This is a genomic window from Vreelandella halophytica (genome assembly GCF_968193635.1).
Window position 1 is genome coordinate 2,562,417 of record NZ_OZ309107.1, and the last position, 16,670, is coordinate 2,579,086.

General features: G+C 62.2%; 9 protein-coding genes and 1 pseudogene. 6 read left to right on the plus strand and 4 right to left on the minus strand.

Annotated features, from left to right (window positions below; all coding sequences use genetic code 11):
* The first annotated feature begins 83 nt into the window (after window positions 1–83).
* Complete coding sequence (gene recC, locus ACWHXT_RS11840) at window positions 84–3,641, plus strand: exodeoxyribonuclease V subunit gamma (protein ID WP_447955976.1); 3,558 nt, start codon at window positions 84–86, stop codon at window positions 3,639–3,641.
* Window positions 3,642–3,662: 21 nt separating this feature from the next.
* Here the strand turns inward: recC and pncB are convergent, their stop codons facing one another.
* Complete coding sequence (gene pncB / locus ACWHXT_RS11845; RefSeq protein ID WP_447955977.1) at window positions 3,663–4,856, minus strand: nicotinate phosphoribosyltransferase; 1,194 nt, start codon at window positions 4,854–4,856, stop codon at window positions 3,663–3,665.
* A gap of 348 nt (window positions 4,857–5,204) precedes the next feature.
* On the opposite strand from pncB, the gene recB reads away from it, so the two are divergent.
* Both recB and recD read left to right on the plus strand, forming a co-directional pair.
* Window positions 5,205–8,861 (plus strand): exodeoxyribonuclease V subunit beta, encoded by a 3,657-nt coding sequence (gene recB / locus ACWHXT_RS11850; RefSeq protein WP_447955978.1) that lies wholly within the window; start codon window positions 5,205–5,207, stop codon window positions 8,859–8,861.
* On the plus strand, window positions 8,858–11,155 hold the full coding sequence (recD, locus tag ACWHXT_RS11855) for an exodeoxyribonuclease V subunit alpha (protein WP_447955979.1): 2,298 nt from the start codon (window positions 8,858–8,860) through the stop codon (window positions 11,153–11,155). Before recB ends, recD begins: the two co-directional genes overlap by 4 nt.
* Window positions 11,156–11,227: 72 nt before the next feature.
* On the opposite strand, the gene ACWHXT_RS11860 is transcribed toward recD, so the two are convergent.
* Complete coding sequence (locus ACWHXT_RS11860) at window positions 11,228–12,007, minus strand: 2OG-Fe dioxygenase family protein (RefSeq protein ID WP_447955980.1); 780 nt, start codon at window positions 12,005–12,007, stop codon at window positions 11,228–11,230.
* Between the two features lie 262 nt (window positions 12,008–12,269).
* Between ACWHXT_RS11860 and ACWHXT_RS11865 the strand changes: the two genes are divergently transcribed.
* Both ACWHXT_RS11865 and ACWHXT_RS11870 read left to right on the plus strand, forming a co-directional pair.
* A complete protein-coding gene (locus tag ACWHXT_RS11865) occupies window positions 12,270–14,135 on the plus strand; it encodes a putative bifunctional diguanylate cyclase/phosphodiesterase (protein ID WP_447955981.1) in 1,866 nt (621 codons plus the stop codon).
* 22 nt (window positions 14,136–14,157) lie between these two features.
* Window positions 14,158–14,481: pseudogene (locus ACWHXT_RS11870) on the plus strand (ATP-binding domain-containing protein); the annotation flags it as partial.
* Here ACWHXT_RS11870 and ACWHXT_RS11875 read toward each other — a convergent pair.
* Window positions 14,471–15,040 carry a DUF1993 domain-containing protein gene (locus ACWHXT_RS11875; RefSeq protein WP_447955982.1) on the minus strand — a complete coding sequence of 190 codons (570 nt, stop codon included), beginning with the start codon at window positions 15,038–15,040 and terminating at the stop codon, window positions 14,471–14,473. The pseudogene ACWHXT_RS11870 and the gene ACWHXT_RS11875 overlap by 11 nt on opposite strands.
* Before the next feature lie 199 nt (window positions 15,041–15,239).
* Here ACWHXT_RS11875 and ACWHXT_RS11880 point away from each other — a divergent pair, with 199 nt between their 5' ends.
* The gene (locus ACWHXT_RS11880) at window positions 15,240–15,995 is read left to right on the plus strand and encodes a phosphatase PAP2 family protein (protein WP_447955983.1); all 756 of its coding nucleotides are present in this window, start codon (window positions 15,240–15,242) and stop codon (window positions 15,993–15,995) included.
* An 85-nt stretch (window positions 15,996–16,080) separates the two neighbouring features.
* Here ACWHXT_RS11880 and ACWHXT_RS11885 read toward each other — a convergent pair whose 3' ends face one another.
* Complete coding sequence (locus tag ACWHXT_RS11885) at window positions 16,081–16,266, minus strand: hypothetical protein (protein WP_447958038.1); 186 nt, start codon at window positions 16,264–16,266, stop codon at window positions 16,081–16,083.
* Window positions 16,267–16,670: the final 404 nt, after the last annotated feature.

A 16,670-nucleotide genomic window follows, 5' to 3' on the forward strand; every position in this document is an offset into this window, starting at 1 on the left:
TTTCCAGCAGCCCGCTGGCCTAGTCGCGCCAGGCCCGATGCAAGCGGCCTGGCCGCTCTTCACCGCTCAACCAGGATGTGCTCATGAGCCTATTCACCCCACCGCTAACGCCGGGTTTCATGGTGATTCACGCCAATCGGCTGGAAGATTTACGCGCCGTGGCGGTGGAGTGGATGCGCCTGCACCCGCTGGGCCCGCTCGAAAACGAAACGATCCTGGTGCAGAGCAACGGCATCGGCCAGTGGCTGAAGCTGGCCCTTGCCGAAGACCCGAAAAACGGCGGCGCGGGCATCGCGGCCGCACTCGATGTCACCCTGCCCGCGCGCTTTCTCTGGCAGGCCTACCGCACGGTGCTGACGCACGTGAATGCGCAGGACGACGCCGTTCCAGAGACATCGCCCTTCGATAAATCGCGCCTGGTGTGGCGCCTTTTGCGCCTTCTGCCCACGCTGGTCGATGAGCCGGTGTTCGAGCCTCTCGCGCGGTTTCTCGAGTTCGACCGGGACCAGCGCAAACACTACCAGCTCGCCGAGCGCCTGGCGGACCTGTTCGATCAGTACCAGGTGTACCGGGCGGACTGGCTGGAGGCCTGGGCGGCGGGCAGCGACGTGCTCATCAGCGCCCGCGGCGAGCGCCAAACGCTTGCGCCCCATCAGATGTGGCAGCCCGCGCTTTGGCGGCGCCTGCGTGAGGATGTCGCCGCCACCCAGGGCCAGGCCGGGCTCGACAGCAGCCGTGCCCAGGTGCACCAGCGCTTTTTAACCGCCACCGAGCAGCTGGAAGGCCAAGTATGCCCACCAGGCGTGCCCCGGCGGCTGATCATCTTCGGTATCTCCTCGCTGCCCCAGCAGACCCTCGAGGCGCTGGCCGCGCTTTCGCGCTGCTGCCAAATCGTGCTGTGTGTGCATAACCCCTGCCAGTACTACTGGGCGGATATCATCGAACACAAGGACCTGCTGCGCGCCAGCCGCTACCGCCAGCGCCGCAAGGAGGGCATGCCCGAGGCGCTGGATGTGCTCGGCACCGGCGATGCCACCCAGGCCCTGCACCTGCACGCCCAGCCGCTGTTGGCCGCCTGGGGCAAGCAGGGCCGCGACTACCTGCGCCTGATCGACGAGCACGACGACACCGGCGACTACCAGAGCCTTTTCGAGCAGCGCGCGCTGCGTATCGATATGTTCGAGCCGTTCTGCCAAGGTGAAGGCACACTCTTGAGCCAGCTCCAGGACGACATCCGCGAGCTGCGCCCGGTGGGTGAAACCCGCGAGCACTGGGGGGCACCAGCGCCAGAAGACGACTCGATCGTTTTCCATATCGCCCACGGCCCCCAGCGCGAAGTCGAAATCCTCCACGACCAGTTGCTTGCCGCCTTCAGCGAAGACCCCAACCTTCGCCCGCGGGATATCATCGTCATGGTGCCGGATATCGACCGATACGCGCCGCATATCGAAGCGGTATTCGGCAAGCTCACCCAGGACGATGCGCGCTATATCCCACATACGCTCTCGGACCAGGCCAGCCGCCACCGCCTGCCGATGATGATCGCGCTGGAAAAATTACTGCGCCTGCCGGAGCTGCGCGTTTCGACCAGCGACGTGCTGGATTTGCTCGACGTACCCGCCCTGCGCCAGCGTTTTGGGTTGGAAGAGCGGGATATTCCCATTCTCGAGCGCTGGATGGCCGGTGCCGGCATTCGCTGGGGGCTCAACGCCCGCGCCCGCGAACACCTGGAGCTGCCGGAAGGCATCACCCAAAACACCTGGGCCTTCGGCCTGCGCCGCCTGCTGCTGGGCTATAGCGTGGGGGCGGCCGAGTCCTGGCAAGGTATCGAGCCGTTCGATGATATCGGCGGGCTCGAGGCGCGCCTGGCGGGGCCGCTGGTCACGCTGCTGGAAAAGCTGGAAGTCACCTGGGAGCGCTTTTGCAAGCCCACCCACGCCACCGCCTGGGTCGCCCGGCTGCGGGAGCTTCTCGAAACCTTCTTTTTGACCGACGACCCCGCGGAAAGCGTGATGCTGACCAAGCTCGAAAACGGCTTGCAGCAGATGCTAGAAAGCACCCAGGAAGCCGCGCTGGAGGATGCGCTGCCGCTTTCCATGGTGCGCGAGCACTGGCTTTCGCAGATCGACGAGCACAGCCTTTCTCAGCGCTTTCTGGCCGGGGCGGTCAACTTTGCGACTCTCATGCCCATGCGCGCGATCCCCTTCAAGCGCGTTTGCCTGCTGGGTATGAACGACGGCGAGTACCCGCGCTCCCAGCCGCCGCTGGATTTCGACCTGATGGGCGGCGATTACCGCCCCGGCGACCGGTCGCGGCGGGAGGACGACCGTTACCTGTTTTTGGAAGCGCTGCTCTCCGCCCGCGACCAGCTCTACGTGAGCTGGGTGGGCAGAAGCCAGATCGACAACACAACGCTTGCGCCTTCCGTGCTGGTCGGCCAGCTTCGCGAGCATTTAGAAGCAGGCTGGCAGCACGAAAGCGACGACTTGCTCGCGCGGCTGACCACCGAGCACCCGCTTCAGCCGTTTAGCCGGCGCTACTTCGAGGCGGCCTCCCCAGGGCTTTTCACCTACGCCTTTGAGTGGCGCGAGGTCCACACCGCGCAAACCGCCCGGCAAGCCGCCGCGCTGCCCGCGCTTAGTGATGACGAACCGGCCACCCTGAACCTGGCCCAGCTGGGTAATTTCCTGCGCGAGCCGGTGAAGAGCTTCTTCAACACCCGCCTGGGAGTCTACTTCGAGCAGGAAGCGATAGAAAAGCTCGACGCCGAACCCTTCGCACTCGACGGCCTGCAGAACTGGCAGTTGCAGGACCAATTAATTGCCGCCCAGCGCCGCGCGGTGGATAACGACGAGCCACGCATCGAGGCGCTGCACGCGGCACTGGAGCGCTTCAAGGGCCAAGGGGTACTGGCTATCGGCGCATTTGGCGAGCGCATGCGCGACGCCCTGGCCGAGCCGATGGAAGCCCTTTTCGAGGAGTACGAGAAGGCGCTGGCCGAGTGGCCAAGGCAGGTAAACGCGCCGCTGCCGGTTACATTGGAGGCCGACCACGGCCCCAGGCTTGAAGACTGGCTGGGGGAGCTTCGCGAAAGTGACCAGGGCGAGCGCTGCCGCGTGCAGCTTTTGAGCACCAGCCTGGTACGCCAAAGCAAATACCAGTGGCACCACCTGCTACGCCACTGGGTCGCGCACCTGGCGGGCAACCTGCACGGCCCCCTGACCACCCGGCTGATTTCCAAGGCGGGTCACGCCACCTTCGAGCCGCTGGCCGCCGAGACCGCCCAGGCCCACCTGACGACCCAGCTAAGCGCCTGGCAGCGCGGCCAGCAAGCACCGCTGCCGCTAGCGCCCCAGGCGGGGTTCGAGTGGCTCAATCAAATGGGCACACCGGAGAGCGACATCGAGAGCAAAGCCTACGCCAGTGCGCAAAACGCCTATGAGGGCGGGCGCTATATGGCCGGGGATGTCACCAAAAGCGCGTATCTCGCCCACCAATGGCCGGACTTCGCGCGGCTGTTCGGTGCCCGCACCGCCCAGGGGGAAGGCTTCGCGGCGCTGGTCAAAACCCTTTACGCGCCGCTTTTTAACGCGGTGAAGAAGCCTTCAAGCAAAGGCGGGCGTGAAAAGCCCGCCGATTAGCAACGCTGTAAGCAAGACCGCTTAGGGGCAGGCCTCCGGGGAGGCGTGGCTCAGCGAGAGGATTTTCTTGGCAAGCGTAATCATCTCCGGGTCGCCGGTGTGCTTGTCCGGCACGTCGGAAAGTTTGATGACCGGCAGCCACCCCTGGCCTTCCGGGCGCGCCTTGACCATCTTGATCACCATGTTCATCGGCTCGACGCCTACGTCGTTGGTGAAGTTGGTACCGATGCCGAAGGCGGTGCCGATACGCCCCTGGCAGAACGCCTGAATGCGCTCGACGCGCTCCGGGGTCAGTGCGTCGGAAAAAATGATCGTCTTGGTTTGCGGGTTCACGCCCAAACGCTTGTAGTGCTCGATGGTCGCCTTGGCGAAATCCACCGGGTCGCCGCTGTCGTGGCGCACGCCGTCGAAAAGCTTGGCGAACTTCTTGTCGAAGCTTTCGAAAAACGCTTTGGATGTAAACGTATCCGTCAGCGCGATGCCCAAATCGCCGCGGTACACGTCTACCCAATGTTCCAGCGCCAGGCTGTTGGCCATTTTGAAGCCAAAACGCGCGCCGTGGAACATGAACCACTCGTGGGCGTGGGTGCCGATCGGCTTCACCCCGTGGCGCATGGCCAACAGCACGTTGCTGGTGCCGGTGAAGGTGTCGCCGCCGTAGTGGCGAAGCGCGCCCACCACGCGGTCGTGCACCGCATACGAGAAACGCCGCCGGGTGCCAAACTCGGCTATTTTCAGGCCCAGGTGGCGGTAGTGCTCGATTTTATCCCTGGTGCGCTGCTCGATCAGTTCGTCGGTGTTGTCCGGAGCGTGCTCGCCACGCATCTGGTACCAAAGCTCGCTGATCAACGCCATCAGGGGGACTTCCCACAAAATGGTGCGATACCAGGGCCCTTCCATCACCACGGAAAGCTCGCTGCCCTGCTGCTCGATGATGACCTCGGACGGGTCATAACGAAAACCGGCCAAAAAATCGAGGTAGGTCGGGTCCAGGTACGGGCAGGTGGTTTCCAGGTAGTTCTTTTCTTCCTCGGTCAGTGCGAGCGAGGCCATCTTGTCCACTTCCTGACGAAGCGCGGCACCGAACCCTTCAGGAAAGCTGTGCTCGCCCCGGTTGATGAACGCGTAGTGCGCGTGCGCATAGGGAAAGCGCTTGATCACGGCGTTTTGCATCGTGATCTTGTAAAAATCGTTATCGAGAAGCGATGTCAGCATGGTGTCTCATCGTCAGCAAAAACTAAGTGCCGCGGTAGCTTTTCGGGTTCGGCTTGAAAACTGTGCGAGCGAAGGCAAGACAAGGCAAAAATTAGCGAAGAAACAGAGTTTACATGAGGTAAATGAGTATTCTGAGCTGATTTTTAACGCCGTATTGCCGAGCGCAGCCAGTTTTCAGGGTGAACCCAAGGGCGTCCTGGCGTGGGCTGGCCGACAAGATTAGCAGGTGAAGGCGCTATCTCACAGCCCGAGGCACCGCCGCGGCGCTTTTGATCCCCTCAAACCATCGCGATATAGTGCCAGGCTAGCGCCAAAAAGGCGCTTTCCACCGCCCCGCCCGGAGAGTTTATGAGCCAGCCTGCCCCCCTTGATCCCCTACGCCTGCCCCTTCACGGCAGCCGTTTGATAGAGGCAAGCGCAGGCACCGGCAAAACCTTCACCATCGCGCTTTTGTACGTGCGCCTGGTGCTGGGCGGCCAAGCGGAGGACGACGACACCGCGTTCATTCGCCCGCTCACCCCGCCGGAAATACTCGTGGTCACCTTCACCAATGCCGCGACGCAAGAGCTTCGTGAGCGCATTCGCGCACGGCTGGTGGAAGCCGCGGCGGTGTTTCGCGAAACCCAATTTGATGCCCTGCTGGTCGCGCTGCGCGAGCAGTATGACCCGGCGGCCTGGCCCGCCTGCGCGCGGCGGTTGGAGCTTGCCGCCGAGTGGATGGACGAGGCGGCCGTTTCGACCATTCACAGCTGGTGCTACCGCATGCTGCGCGAGCACGCCTTCGATAGCGGCAGCCTTTTCTCGCTGAACCTGGAAAACGACCAGCGCGAGCTCGAGCAGGAAGTGGTGCGCGACTACTGGCGTACCTTCTTCTACCCGCTGGACGCCGAGGCACTTGGCCAGATTACCCAATACTGGAAATCCCCGGAGGAACTTCACGGCGAGCTTGCAAAGCTATTGGCGGAAAGCGACGCCCTGGGCCACCCGCGCCCGGCGCCCCAGGAAACGCTAACCGAGACCCAGGCGCAGAAAAGCCAGGCGCTGGCCGCCCTGAAAGCGCCCTGGGGCAAGTGGCTCGAAAAACTCGGGCCCGAGCTCGAAGCGGCGGCGAAAGCCAAGGCCTTCAATGGCAAAAGCCTTAACGCCAAAAGCCGCGCTAACTGGCTGGACGCGCTGCGCCAGTGGAGTGAGACGGATTTGGAGCGCCCGGCGCTGACCGATGCCGCCTACAAGCGCATGACCCCGGAAGGCATGCGGGAAATATGGAAAGAAGGCGAGCCCCCGCTCATGGAGGCCTGGCAGGCGCTGGCAACGCTTAAAGCCGAGCTCAACGCGCTGCCCCAGCCCTACAACGACCTTCTGATTCACGCCGTGCAGTGGTGCAAGGTGCGCCTGGAGCGCGAGCAGCAGCGCCGCGCCGAAATGGGCCCGACGGAGCTTTTGACGCATTTGGACCGCGCCCTGCAAGGCCCCAACCGGGAAGCCTTGGCCGCGCAAATCAAGCGCCAGTTCCCGGTGGCGCTGATCGACGAGTTCCAGGACACCGACCCGGTGCAGTACCGTATTTTCGATGCGGTGTACCAGGTTGCCACGCCCACCCGGGAGAGCGCCATTTTGCTGATCGGCGACCCCAAGCAGGCCATCTACGCCTTTCGCGGCGCGGACATTTTCACTTACCTGCAGGCCCGCGCGGACACCGACGGCCGCCACGTCACGCTTTCGACCAACTTCCGCTCGACCCGCGCCATGGTGGAGGCGGTCAACCACTGCTTTCGCTACGCCGATGCCCACCCCCAAGGCGCGTTCTTGTTTCGCGATGAAAGCGGCGACAACCCCTTGCCGTTTCTGCCCGTGGATGCCCGCGGCCGCGACGAGTGGCTGGTGCACGACGGCGAGCCGGTACCGGCGATGACCCTGTGGCCGCTGGCGGCGGACGAGGTGCTTTCGAAAACCGCCTACCACACCGAGATGGCCGAGCGCTGCGCCACCCACATGGCCACCCTTCTGGAGGCGGGCCAAAAAGGCCAAAGCGGCTTTCAAAACGGCGAAACGCTCACACCGCTCAAACCCTCCGACATGGCGGTGCTGGTCAACGGGCTGAGTGAGGCGCGGGCGATTCGCCTGGCGCTGGCCGCCCGCGGGGTGAAAAGCGTGTACCTGTCGGATCACGACAAGGTGTTCAGCTCGCCCATGGCCGCCCAGGTCGAGCGGCTTCTGCGCGCCTGCGCCGAGCCGCTGGCAAGCTCCCGCCAGGCCGAGGCGCACCTGCGCGCGGCCCTGGCCACCCCGGCGCTGGGGCTTTCGCTTGCCGAGCTCGACCACCTTCAGCAGGATGAGCTTGCCTGGGAGGCGCGCGTGGTGCAGTTCGGCCACTACCACCGCCTTTGGCAGCGCCAGGGGGTGCTGCCGCTGGTGCGCAAGCTAATGGTGGATTTCGAGATTCCCGCCCGGCTGCTGGGCGCTTTCGAAGACGGCGAGCGCTTACTCACCGACCTGCTGCACCTGGGCGAGCTTCTACAGCAGGCAAGCCAAGAGCTCGACGGCGAGCACGCGCTGATCCGCTTTCTGGCCGAGGCCATTAACGAGCCGGACAACCAGAACGACAGCCACAAACTGCGCCTGGAAAGCGACGCGGACCTGGTCAAGGTGGTCACCATTCACAAATCCAAGGGCCTCGAGTACCCGCTGGTGTTTCTGCCCTTCATCAGCAACCACCGCCCGGCAAAACAAGACGACCTGCCGCTGCGCTGGCACGACGACACCGGCCGCCTGCAGCTAAGCCTGAGCGCCGACGACGAAACACTTAATACCGCCGACCGCGAACGCCTGGGCGAGGACTTGCGCAAGCTGTATGTGGCGATGACCCGCGCCCGCCACGCCACCTGGCTTGGCCTGGCCCCGCTCAAGGAGGGCGAGGACAGCGCCATGGGCTACCTGATGAACGCCGGTGAGCCCATTGCCCCCGCTGCGCTGACATCAGCGCTCGAGGCGCTAGCCGAGGGCAGTCACATCCGCGTGGTGGCGCCGCCGGCACCCACCGCGCTGCGCCTGGCCCCGGCCGCCGAGCGTGAGGCGCTGGGCCAAGCCCGCACGCCCACCCGCCCGGCCCGGGAGCACTGGTGGATCGCCAGCTACTCGGCGCTGCGCCTTTCCGGCACGCTAAGCGCCCCCACCACTACGCCGCTGGAGCCCACCACCGCCCAGGAAGCCACCGCGTTTGAAGTGCTGGACGAACCAAGAGATGCCACCGAACCCCAGGCGTTTCACCTGCACAAGTTCCCCCGCGGGCCGGGGCCCGGCACCTTTCTGCACGGGCTATTGGAGTGGGCGGGTAGGCTCGGCTTCCAGGCCGCCGCGGACGACCAGGAAGAGCTTAACGACATGCTTTGGCGCCGGGTGCAGCTTCGCGGCTGGCAAGCCTGGCAGGAGCCATTAGCGGGCTGGCTGAAGGCGCTGTTCACCACGGCGCTGCCGCTTAACGCCACCCAAAGCGTGGCGCTGGTGGCGATTACCGAATACCAGGTCGAGCTCGAGTTCTGGCTGGCCGCCCACACGGTGGACACCCGCGCCATCGACGCGCTGGTCAGCCGCCATATTTTGGCCGGCCATGCCCGCCCGGCGCTGGACCGCGACACCCTGAACGGCATGCTCAAGGGCTTTATCGATTTGGCCTTCGAGCACGAGGGCCGCTTCTATGTACTGGACTGGAAATCCAACTACCTGGGCCCGGGGGACACCGCCTACGAGCCGGACGCCCTGCGTCAGGCGCTGCTGGAAAAACGCTACGACCTGCAAGCCGCGCTCTATTTACTGGCCATGCACCGGCTGTTGAAAGCCCGCGTGAGTGACTACGACCCGCACCAGCACCTGGGCGGCTCACTCACCGTGTTCCTGCGCGGCAGCCGCAGCGCCGGGCGCGGCGTTTATGCCGAGCCCGCCCCCGTTGCGCTGATCGAAGCGCTGGACGCCCTGTTTACCGGCACCGCCCAGGAGGCCACCGCGTGAGCCGCCACGACACCCAAACGTTCGATCTCTTCAGCGACGACGCCGCCGAACCAGGCCCAGTAGAGCCCGCAGCCCCACCGGGGGCGCCCCACCCGGCGCTTGATGACACCCAGGCCTTGCTGGATCTTCTGGAGCGCTGGGTAGCCCGCGGCTGGCTGCGCGACCTGGACCGGGCGCTGGCGCGCTTTCTCGCATTGGAGGCCCCGGACGCCCCGGCACTTTTGCTACTCGCCGCGGCCCTGGCCAGCCACCAGCTCGGCCGCGGCCACGTATGCCTGGATATTAACGCCACCCTAACCGCACCGGATTTCGCGCTTTCGCTACCGCCGGAAGGTGACGACCTTTTAGAGCCACCGCCGCTGCCAAGCCAGGTACTGGCCACCCTCACACAAGATAAATGGCAAGCAGCACTTGCCCACCCCACCCTGGCAAGCCCCGGCCCCGGCAACACCCCGCTGGTCGTAAGCGGCCCAAGGCTCTACCTACGCCGCTACTGGCAGTTCGAACAAACCCTACATGCGGAAATCGCCACCCGCCTCACCGCAAACGAAGATGCCTCCGAACTGGCAACCACTTGTAGGAGCCCGATTCATTGGTGGTCCGACACGTCGGCGAAGGATGACGCTAGTCATCCCGGCCGCACCACTGAACCTGATTTACTCCCCCAAACCCTAAACACCCTATTCCCGCCAAGCCCCGAACTGGACTGGCAAAAAACCGCCTGCGCCCTCGCCGCCCGCAGCCGCTTCGCCGTCATCACCGGCGGCCCCGGTACCGGCAAAACCACCACCGTGGTACGCCTGCTCGCCCTGCTGCAAACTCTGCAACTGGCAAACACCGAACAGCCGCTGCGCATTCGCCTGGCCGCCCCCACCGGCAAGGCCGCCGCGCGCCTGAACGAATCCATCGCCGGCCAGGTCAGTAAGCTGCCCACCCAGGCACTGGCCAAGCTGTGGGGTGATGGCCGCGCGCACGCCAGCGCCGAGCAGTTGCACGCGTCCATCCCCGTTGATGTCACCACCCTGCACCGCCTGCTGGGCGCCCGGCCGGACACCCGACACTTTCGCCACAGCGCCCACAACCCGCTGGCGCTGGATGTGCTGGTCATCGACGAAGCCTCGATGGTGGATATCGAAATGATGACCGCCGTGCTCAGCGCCCTGCCCGCCCAGGCGCAGCTGGTGCTGCTGGGCGATAAAGACCAGCTCGCCTCGGTCGAAGCCGGTGCGGTACTGGGCGATTTATGCCGCCGCGCCGAAGCCGCCCACTACACCCCGCAAACCGCCCAGTGGCTGGAAGCCGCCATCGGCCAGCCGATACCCGCCGAATTCATCGACCCCGCCGGCCAGCCCCAGGACCAGGCGATTACCATGCTGCGGGTCAGCCACCGCTTCGATGAACAAAGCGGCATCGGCCAGCTAGCGAAAGCGATCAACCAGCCAAGCCACGCGGCAAGCGATGCACAAAAGCAGCAGCACGTGCGAAACGTACTGCGCCACGGCTACCCGGACCTGCACCACCTGGTATTAAGCGACGACGCCGCGCTGGATAAACTGGTCATTCACGGAAGCCTAAGCGGCTTTGCCAACGCCGGCCAGCGCCGCACCAGCCACAAGGGTGAGCCCATTGCCCCGCCCAGCGGCTACCGGCACTACCTGGCAACGCTTGTGGATCAGCGCCCCGACGGAGAATCCTTCGAGGACAACCCGGCGGCGTTCAACGCTTGGGCAAGCGCGGTGCTCGAAGCCTATAGCCACTTTCAGCTACTCTGCGCGCTGCGCAAAGGCCCCTGGGGCGTAGAGGGTTTGAACCTGCGCATCGCCCAAACGCTGCGCGGTGAAGGCGTACTTCAAGGCAACGACTACACGCTGGAAAAAGGCTGGTTCGAAGGCCGCCCGGTGCTGGTCACCCAAAACGACTACGGCCTGAAACTGATGAACGGCGACATCGGCATAACACTCGCCGTACCGGACCCGCGCGTGCCCGACAAGCCGCTGTTGAGAGTCGCTTTCCCGACCAGTGACCCGGACAAACCCATCCGCTGGGTGCTGCCTTCACGCCTGCACTCGGTGGAAACCGTGTTCGCGATGACCGTACACAAATCCCAGGGCTCGGAGTTCGTCCACACCGCCCTGCTGCTGCCCACCACGATCAACCCGATTTTGACCCGGGAATTGGTGTACACCGGCATCACCCGCGCCCGACAGTGGCTAACCCTGGTGGAAGCCAAGCGCGGGGTGTTGAATGAAGCGGTAGTGCGGGAAGTAATGCGGGTGAGCGGAACTGGCGCATAGGGGCCACAACCAAGACGCCCCCGGAGTTCCGGGGGCGTGGGTGTTGCCAGGTTCTAAATTTACCGAGCGTTATTAGCTCTCATTGAGGACCGCTTCCGGGAAGTGGCGACGCAACATCCGGTTCTGGAAGTCGTCCACGAAACGGCTGTTGATGATGATGATGAACCGCTCGAAGGGTGCTTCGCTCTCGAGCTGTTCGATCCCGTCGACACTGTGGAATAGCCGGTCATCGCGCAGATGAAGGATATCACCCGGATCCAGGGTGATATCGACCAAGGGTTGCGTGCCAGCCTTGTCGCCATAGAGGTGATTTTCAGCACCCGCCACGTTTTCCCGATTGAGGACCAGAATGCTCAGGGCCTTGCAGCCATCGGCATGAATCCCCTGTCCCTGAAGGGGGTCGATGCTGCCTTCCCCGCGAACCCCGGTGATCTGCATCAGAATGGGTTCGTGCGCACCAATACTCCAAAGCTTTGCCCAGGCGTGCACGAAAGCCTTCACATCCGGGCGTGCCATGAATTCACTGGTCAGCGGATCATAGTAGCGTAGGCGATCCGCCATGCTCTCCGCGTCATTGAAGGCTCCCCCCTGGGCCATGGGACATTGGCCCATATCCCCGACATCGCCCTGATCGTTCAGGGAAAGCCATGACATACGCTTCCAGCGCTGGTTGACATAGGGATCGCGCGGCAGGTCAGCGGTAAACCCCTGCCAGGCGGTCAAATCGATTCGCTCGCGAATATCGGTTTTCGCCCACGCCTGATTCCTCAGCGCCTCGGCCACTCCCGCATTCCAATAATCGGAAGGCATGGAGGTGGGATCGAAACCGTGCTTGAGGGTATCGAGTTTCATAGTGGTATTCTCCTGTTAACTGGGCGGAATTGCCCTGTGTTGCCGGTGTAAGAACGCGGTCAACAGGAGAGAAATGAAAAGATCTGCAACGATATGTCAAAAAATGCACTAAAAAAGAGTGTTTTTTTGAAAAAAGGATCAGACCGCTGATGACGTACATGTGTAGGTTACCTACTACACATAGGTGTAAGATAACCACAACAAATGACTATGTTTGCCATAATAATGGCTCTAGACAGTGCTTCTTCTTTAAGTGGATTCCATGACTGCCAGCCATTCCCGACATCACAGAGATCCGGAACGCCCGAAGGAGAACCGCAGGGAGTTTTCCGATGCGCTCACGTTGGTGTCAACGACACCTTCCACTATTGATATCGATTCGCATGATGCAGGCAGGGAAGACGTCAAGTTAGTACGCCACCAGTATCTGGAGAGTGAGCAGCGATTCCGCGCCCTGCTGGAGAATCTGCCTAAGGTGGCGGTTCAGGGGTATGATCGCGATCGGCGAGTGATTTACTGGAATGAGGGTAGCACTCGTCTCTATGGCTATACCGCTGAGGAAGCCCAGGGACAGTTACTGGAAGATCTGATCATTCCTGCCTTCATGCGTGACGGGGTAATCCAGGCGCATTGTGCCTGGACCAAAGAAGGGATCGATATACCCGCCGAAGAACTCGAGCTTGAGCACAAAACCGGTGAACTGGTATCGGTCTTTTCGCAGCATCTGATGCTCAATGAGCATACCGACTCACCCTTGATGTTCTGCGTGGATGTCGATCTTTCCGACCAAAAGCGCGCCCACCGTGACCTGGAATTCGCCACCCGTTTCGACAGGCTCACCCATCTCCCTAACCGCCAGACCTTCGAGGCCGACCTGGACAGTCTGTTGGATTCTTGTCGACGCCAGGGCAATGGCCTGACAACCATCTACCTGGATATCGATCACTTCGCCGAGATCAATGATGCCCTTGGCTATGATCAGGGTGATCGCCTGCTCATTGAGCTGGCTCGGCGACTGAAAAAGTGCCAGCAAGTCACTGACCTGGTGTCCCGTGTCTCTAGCGATGAATTCGTGCTGGCTTTTCCCGCCGTCTACCTGGACGCCGATGTCAGACGGGTCATGCGTCATGTCCAAAATATCTTTCGCGAACCTTTCGTCCTGAATGGTCGGGAGCGTCAGGTCACGGCCTGCCTGGGTGTGGCGCTCTTTCCCGGGAATGGTGAATCGTCACGCGAATTGATCCGTAATGCCGATGTTGCCAAGAATAGTGCCAAACTGGAGGGTCGGGGTACTGTACGTTTCTTCCAACAGAAGCTCCATGATGAGCTGGTTCGCCAGCACTGTCTCTCGACGCGACTCGAGGAAGCCGTGGATAACGGTGAATTCTTCCTCCACTACCAGCCCCAGGTCTCGGCGGCCAGCGGGCGAATAGAGAATCTCGAGGCCTTGTTACGCTGGGCGCCTGCCGAAGGCCCGTCGATCTCGCCTGCCGAGTTTATCCCGCTGGCCGAGCGTTCCGGTGTGATCCATCGTCTGGGCGAATGGGTCATTGAAGAGGCTTGCCGCCAGCAGGTGGAATGGCGTGCCAAGGGATTTCATGAGCACCGTATCGACATCAATGTCTCGGGCCGTCAACTGGTGCGTCCCGATGCCCTCAAGCGCTTCGAGGACTCGCTGCAGCGTCACGGCTTAGGTCCGCGGGATATCGGCATCGAATTGACCGAGCATGTCCTGATCGAAGCCGACGAGACCGTCCTCGAGGACCTGCGGCGCCTCCATGATCGCGGTTTTCGCATTGCTATCGACGACTTCGGGACCGGTTATTCCTCCCTGAGCTATCTCAAGCACTTTCCCGTCACCGCCCTGAAGATCGATCGCTCCTTCATCCACGACGTTCCCACACAACCGAAGGATAGAGCCATCATGGAGGGTACCATCTTCATCGGTCATCGGTTGGGATTGGAAGTGGTGGCCGAGGGTGTCGAGAACGCCGAACAGTTGTCATTGCTTCGCGAAATGCATTGCGACCTCGTCCAGGGGTTCTTCTTCTACCGTCCGATGCCTGCCAAGGATATCGACCGCCTGCTGGGCGGTTTCGTGCCTGGCCACAATGGGCTTTCGAGCTGAGCCTCGCTCTTCATCAGGAGCGCCAGGAAGACCGCTCTTAAGCGTCGTCTTTCCAACCAGTGACACAGAGCCCCCCACCCATTGAGTGCTGCCCTCGCGTCTGCACTCGGTGGAAACCGTGTTCGCGATGACCGTACACAGATCCCAGGGCTCGGAGTTCGTCCACACCGCCCTGCTACTGCCCACCACGATCAATCCGATTTTGACCCGGGAGCTGATGTACACCGGCATCACCCGCGCCCGGCAATGGCTGACCCTGGTGGAAGCCAAGCGCGGGGTGTTGAATGAGGCGGTAGTGCGGGAAGTGAGGCGGGTCAGTGGAGCCGCGGCGTCGATCAGCCTTTAGGCAGCGTTTCCGGGCGAATATACGGGAACATATGCGCGACGTAGTCGGCTTTGCCCAGCTCGATCTTCTCGCTGCGCAGGATGGAGTAGGCGGTCATGATGTGGAAGTAGAACTGCCCCAGCGTCCAGTCCCGCGCGTACTGCTCGGCGGTTAAATCGAGAATCATGCCGTTGGGCAGCTCGTGTACCAGTGGCTTGTCCGCGCTGACATCCAGCGCATCGGGCGCCAGGCCATTAAGTAACGCAAGAGTTTCATCGATACGCTTTTGGGCATCCTCAAGCGTGCCGGGCTGTTCACCCGCGTTACGCCCTTCGTCGAGCAGCTTCTTGATCGAGGCCGGTAGGTCTTTACCCTGCAGGCGGTGGACCGCCTCTTGCGCCTGTACGCAGGCAAAGCGTACCTGCGTGGAAAGCGGAAACATATCCGGCGCGAGGCGTGCGGAAAGCAGCGCTTGTGCCTCGGCGTCCGGCAGCTGGCTTTGCGCTTTTTTCAGCCAGTTTGAGAGCGCGCCGAGCATTTGGGTATAGGTGGGGACCAGCAGTTGCGTGAATGACATCATTGTTCTTCCTATTGAATGGATAGCGGCGCAGTGGTGGCTATCGCGAGCTCATTTTATAAATCTACCCGCTTGCGAATGACAGCCAACACGCCAGATAAACCGATTTACTACTGCCGAACTCTTGAACGGCCGCTTTGGGCTACACTATGCCCGCCTCAATCGACGGGGCGGGTGACGGGTCAAAGCAAAGGAGCTGCCAATGAAGTATCAAACGACAATAAGCCGTATCGGGCGTCAGGGCGTTTCCCTGCTATCTCGGCTGGGGCGCCACGAACTCGCCATGCTGGTGTGCCTGGCGGTCATTTCCGGCGGCATTTGGGGCTTCGTCGCGCTGGCCGGTGAAGTCATAGAGGGCGACACCCAGAGCTTCGACGAGCGCTTGCTGCTCGCGCTTCGCAACCCCGCCGACCTTAACGACCCGATCGGCCCGGGCTGGGTCGAGGAAATGGGCCGGGACTTTACCGCGCTAGGCGGTGTCGGCGTGCTGGTGCTCCTCACGTTGGGGGCACTGGGGTATCTGCTACTCGCCAGGCACTTTCGTGCGGCGCTCTTCGCCCTGGTGGCGGTACCCGGCGGTATACTGCTCAGCACCCTGATGAAGATGGGCTTTGACCGCGCCCGCCCGGATCTTGTGCCGCACGAAGCCATGGTCTACACGGCGAGCTTTCCCAGCGGCCACTCCATGATGTCGGCCGTGACCTACCTGACGCTGGCCGCGCTGCTCATCCGCATACAGCCCGCGCTGCGCCTAAAAGCGTATCTTCTGATACTGGCGATATTGCTGACCCTGCTCGTGGGCATAAGTCGCGTCTACCTGGGCGTTCACTGGCCCACCGATGTGCTGGCTGGCTGGACCGCCGGAGCGAGCTGGGCCGCGCTGTGCTGGGGCGTGATGCACTGGATGCAGGGGCGCGGGCAGATTGAGGCGGAAGAGAGTGAGGCGGGTGCTGAATAACTCGATTTGCATGCGGGAACTGGTGTACACCGGTATCATGCGCGCTCGGCAATGGCTGCAACTGTTGGAAAACAAGCGCGGGGTGTTAAATGAGGCGGTAGTACGGTAAGTCATGCGGGTCAGAGGAACCGGCATGCAGATCAGCCTTTGGGCATCGTTTCTGGGTGAATATAGGTGAACATATGCGCGACATAGTTGCTTTGTCCAGCTCGACTTTCTCGCTTTGCAGGATGGAATAAGCGGTCATGATGTGGAGGTAGAACTGCCCCAGCGTCCAGCCCCGCGCATACTGCCCAGCGGTTAATCGGGCATCACGTCGTTGAGTAGCTCGTGTACCAAGGGCTTATCCGCGCTTATATCCAGCGCATCGGAGCCAAGCCATCGAGCAATAATCAATACGAGGCCGCACATCTTCAAACATGCGGGGCTGCTCACTAGCGTTTCAAACTTCATCGAGCATTGCTTTAATCTAGGCAAGTAATTCTTTACTCTGAAGCCGCTAGATCGCCTATTGCGCCTGTAAACAAGCAAACCGTACTTCGGTGGATAGCGGGTACATATCCGACGCAAGCCATGCGTAAAACAGCACTTCGGCCTCACCTTCGTGCATCTATGCCTCGACCCTTTTTAGCCAACTCGACAGCGCGCGCAGCTTTTGGATGTAGGTAAAGATCA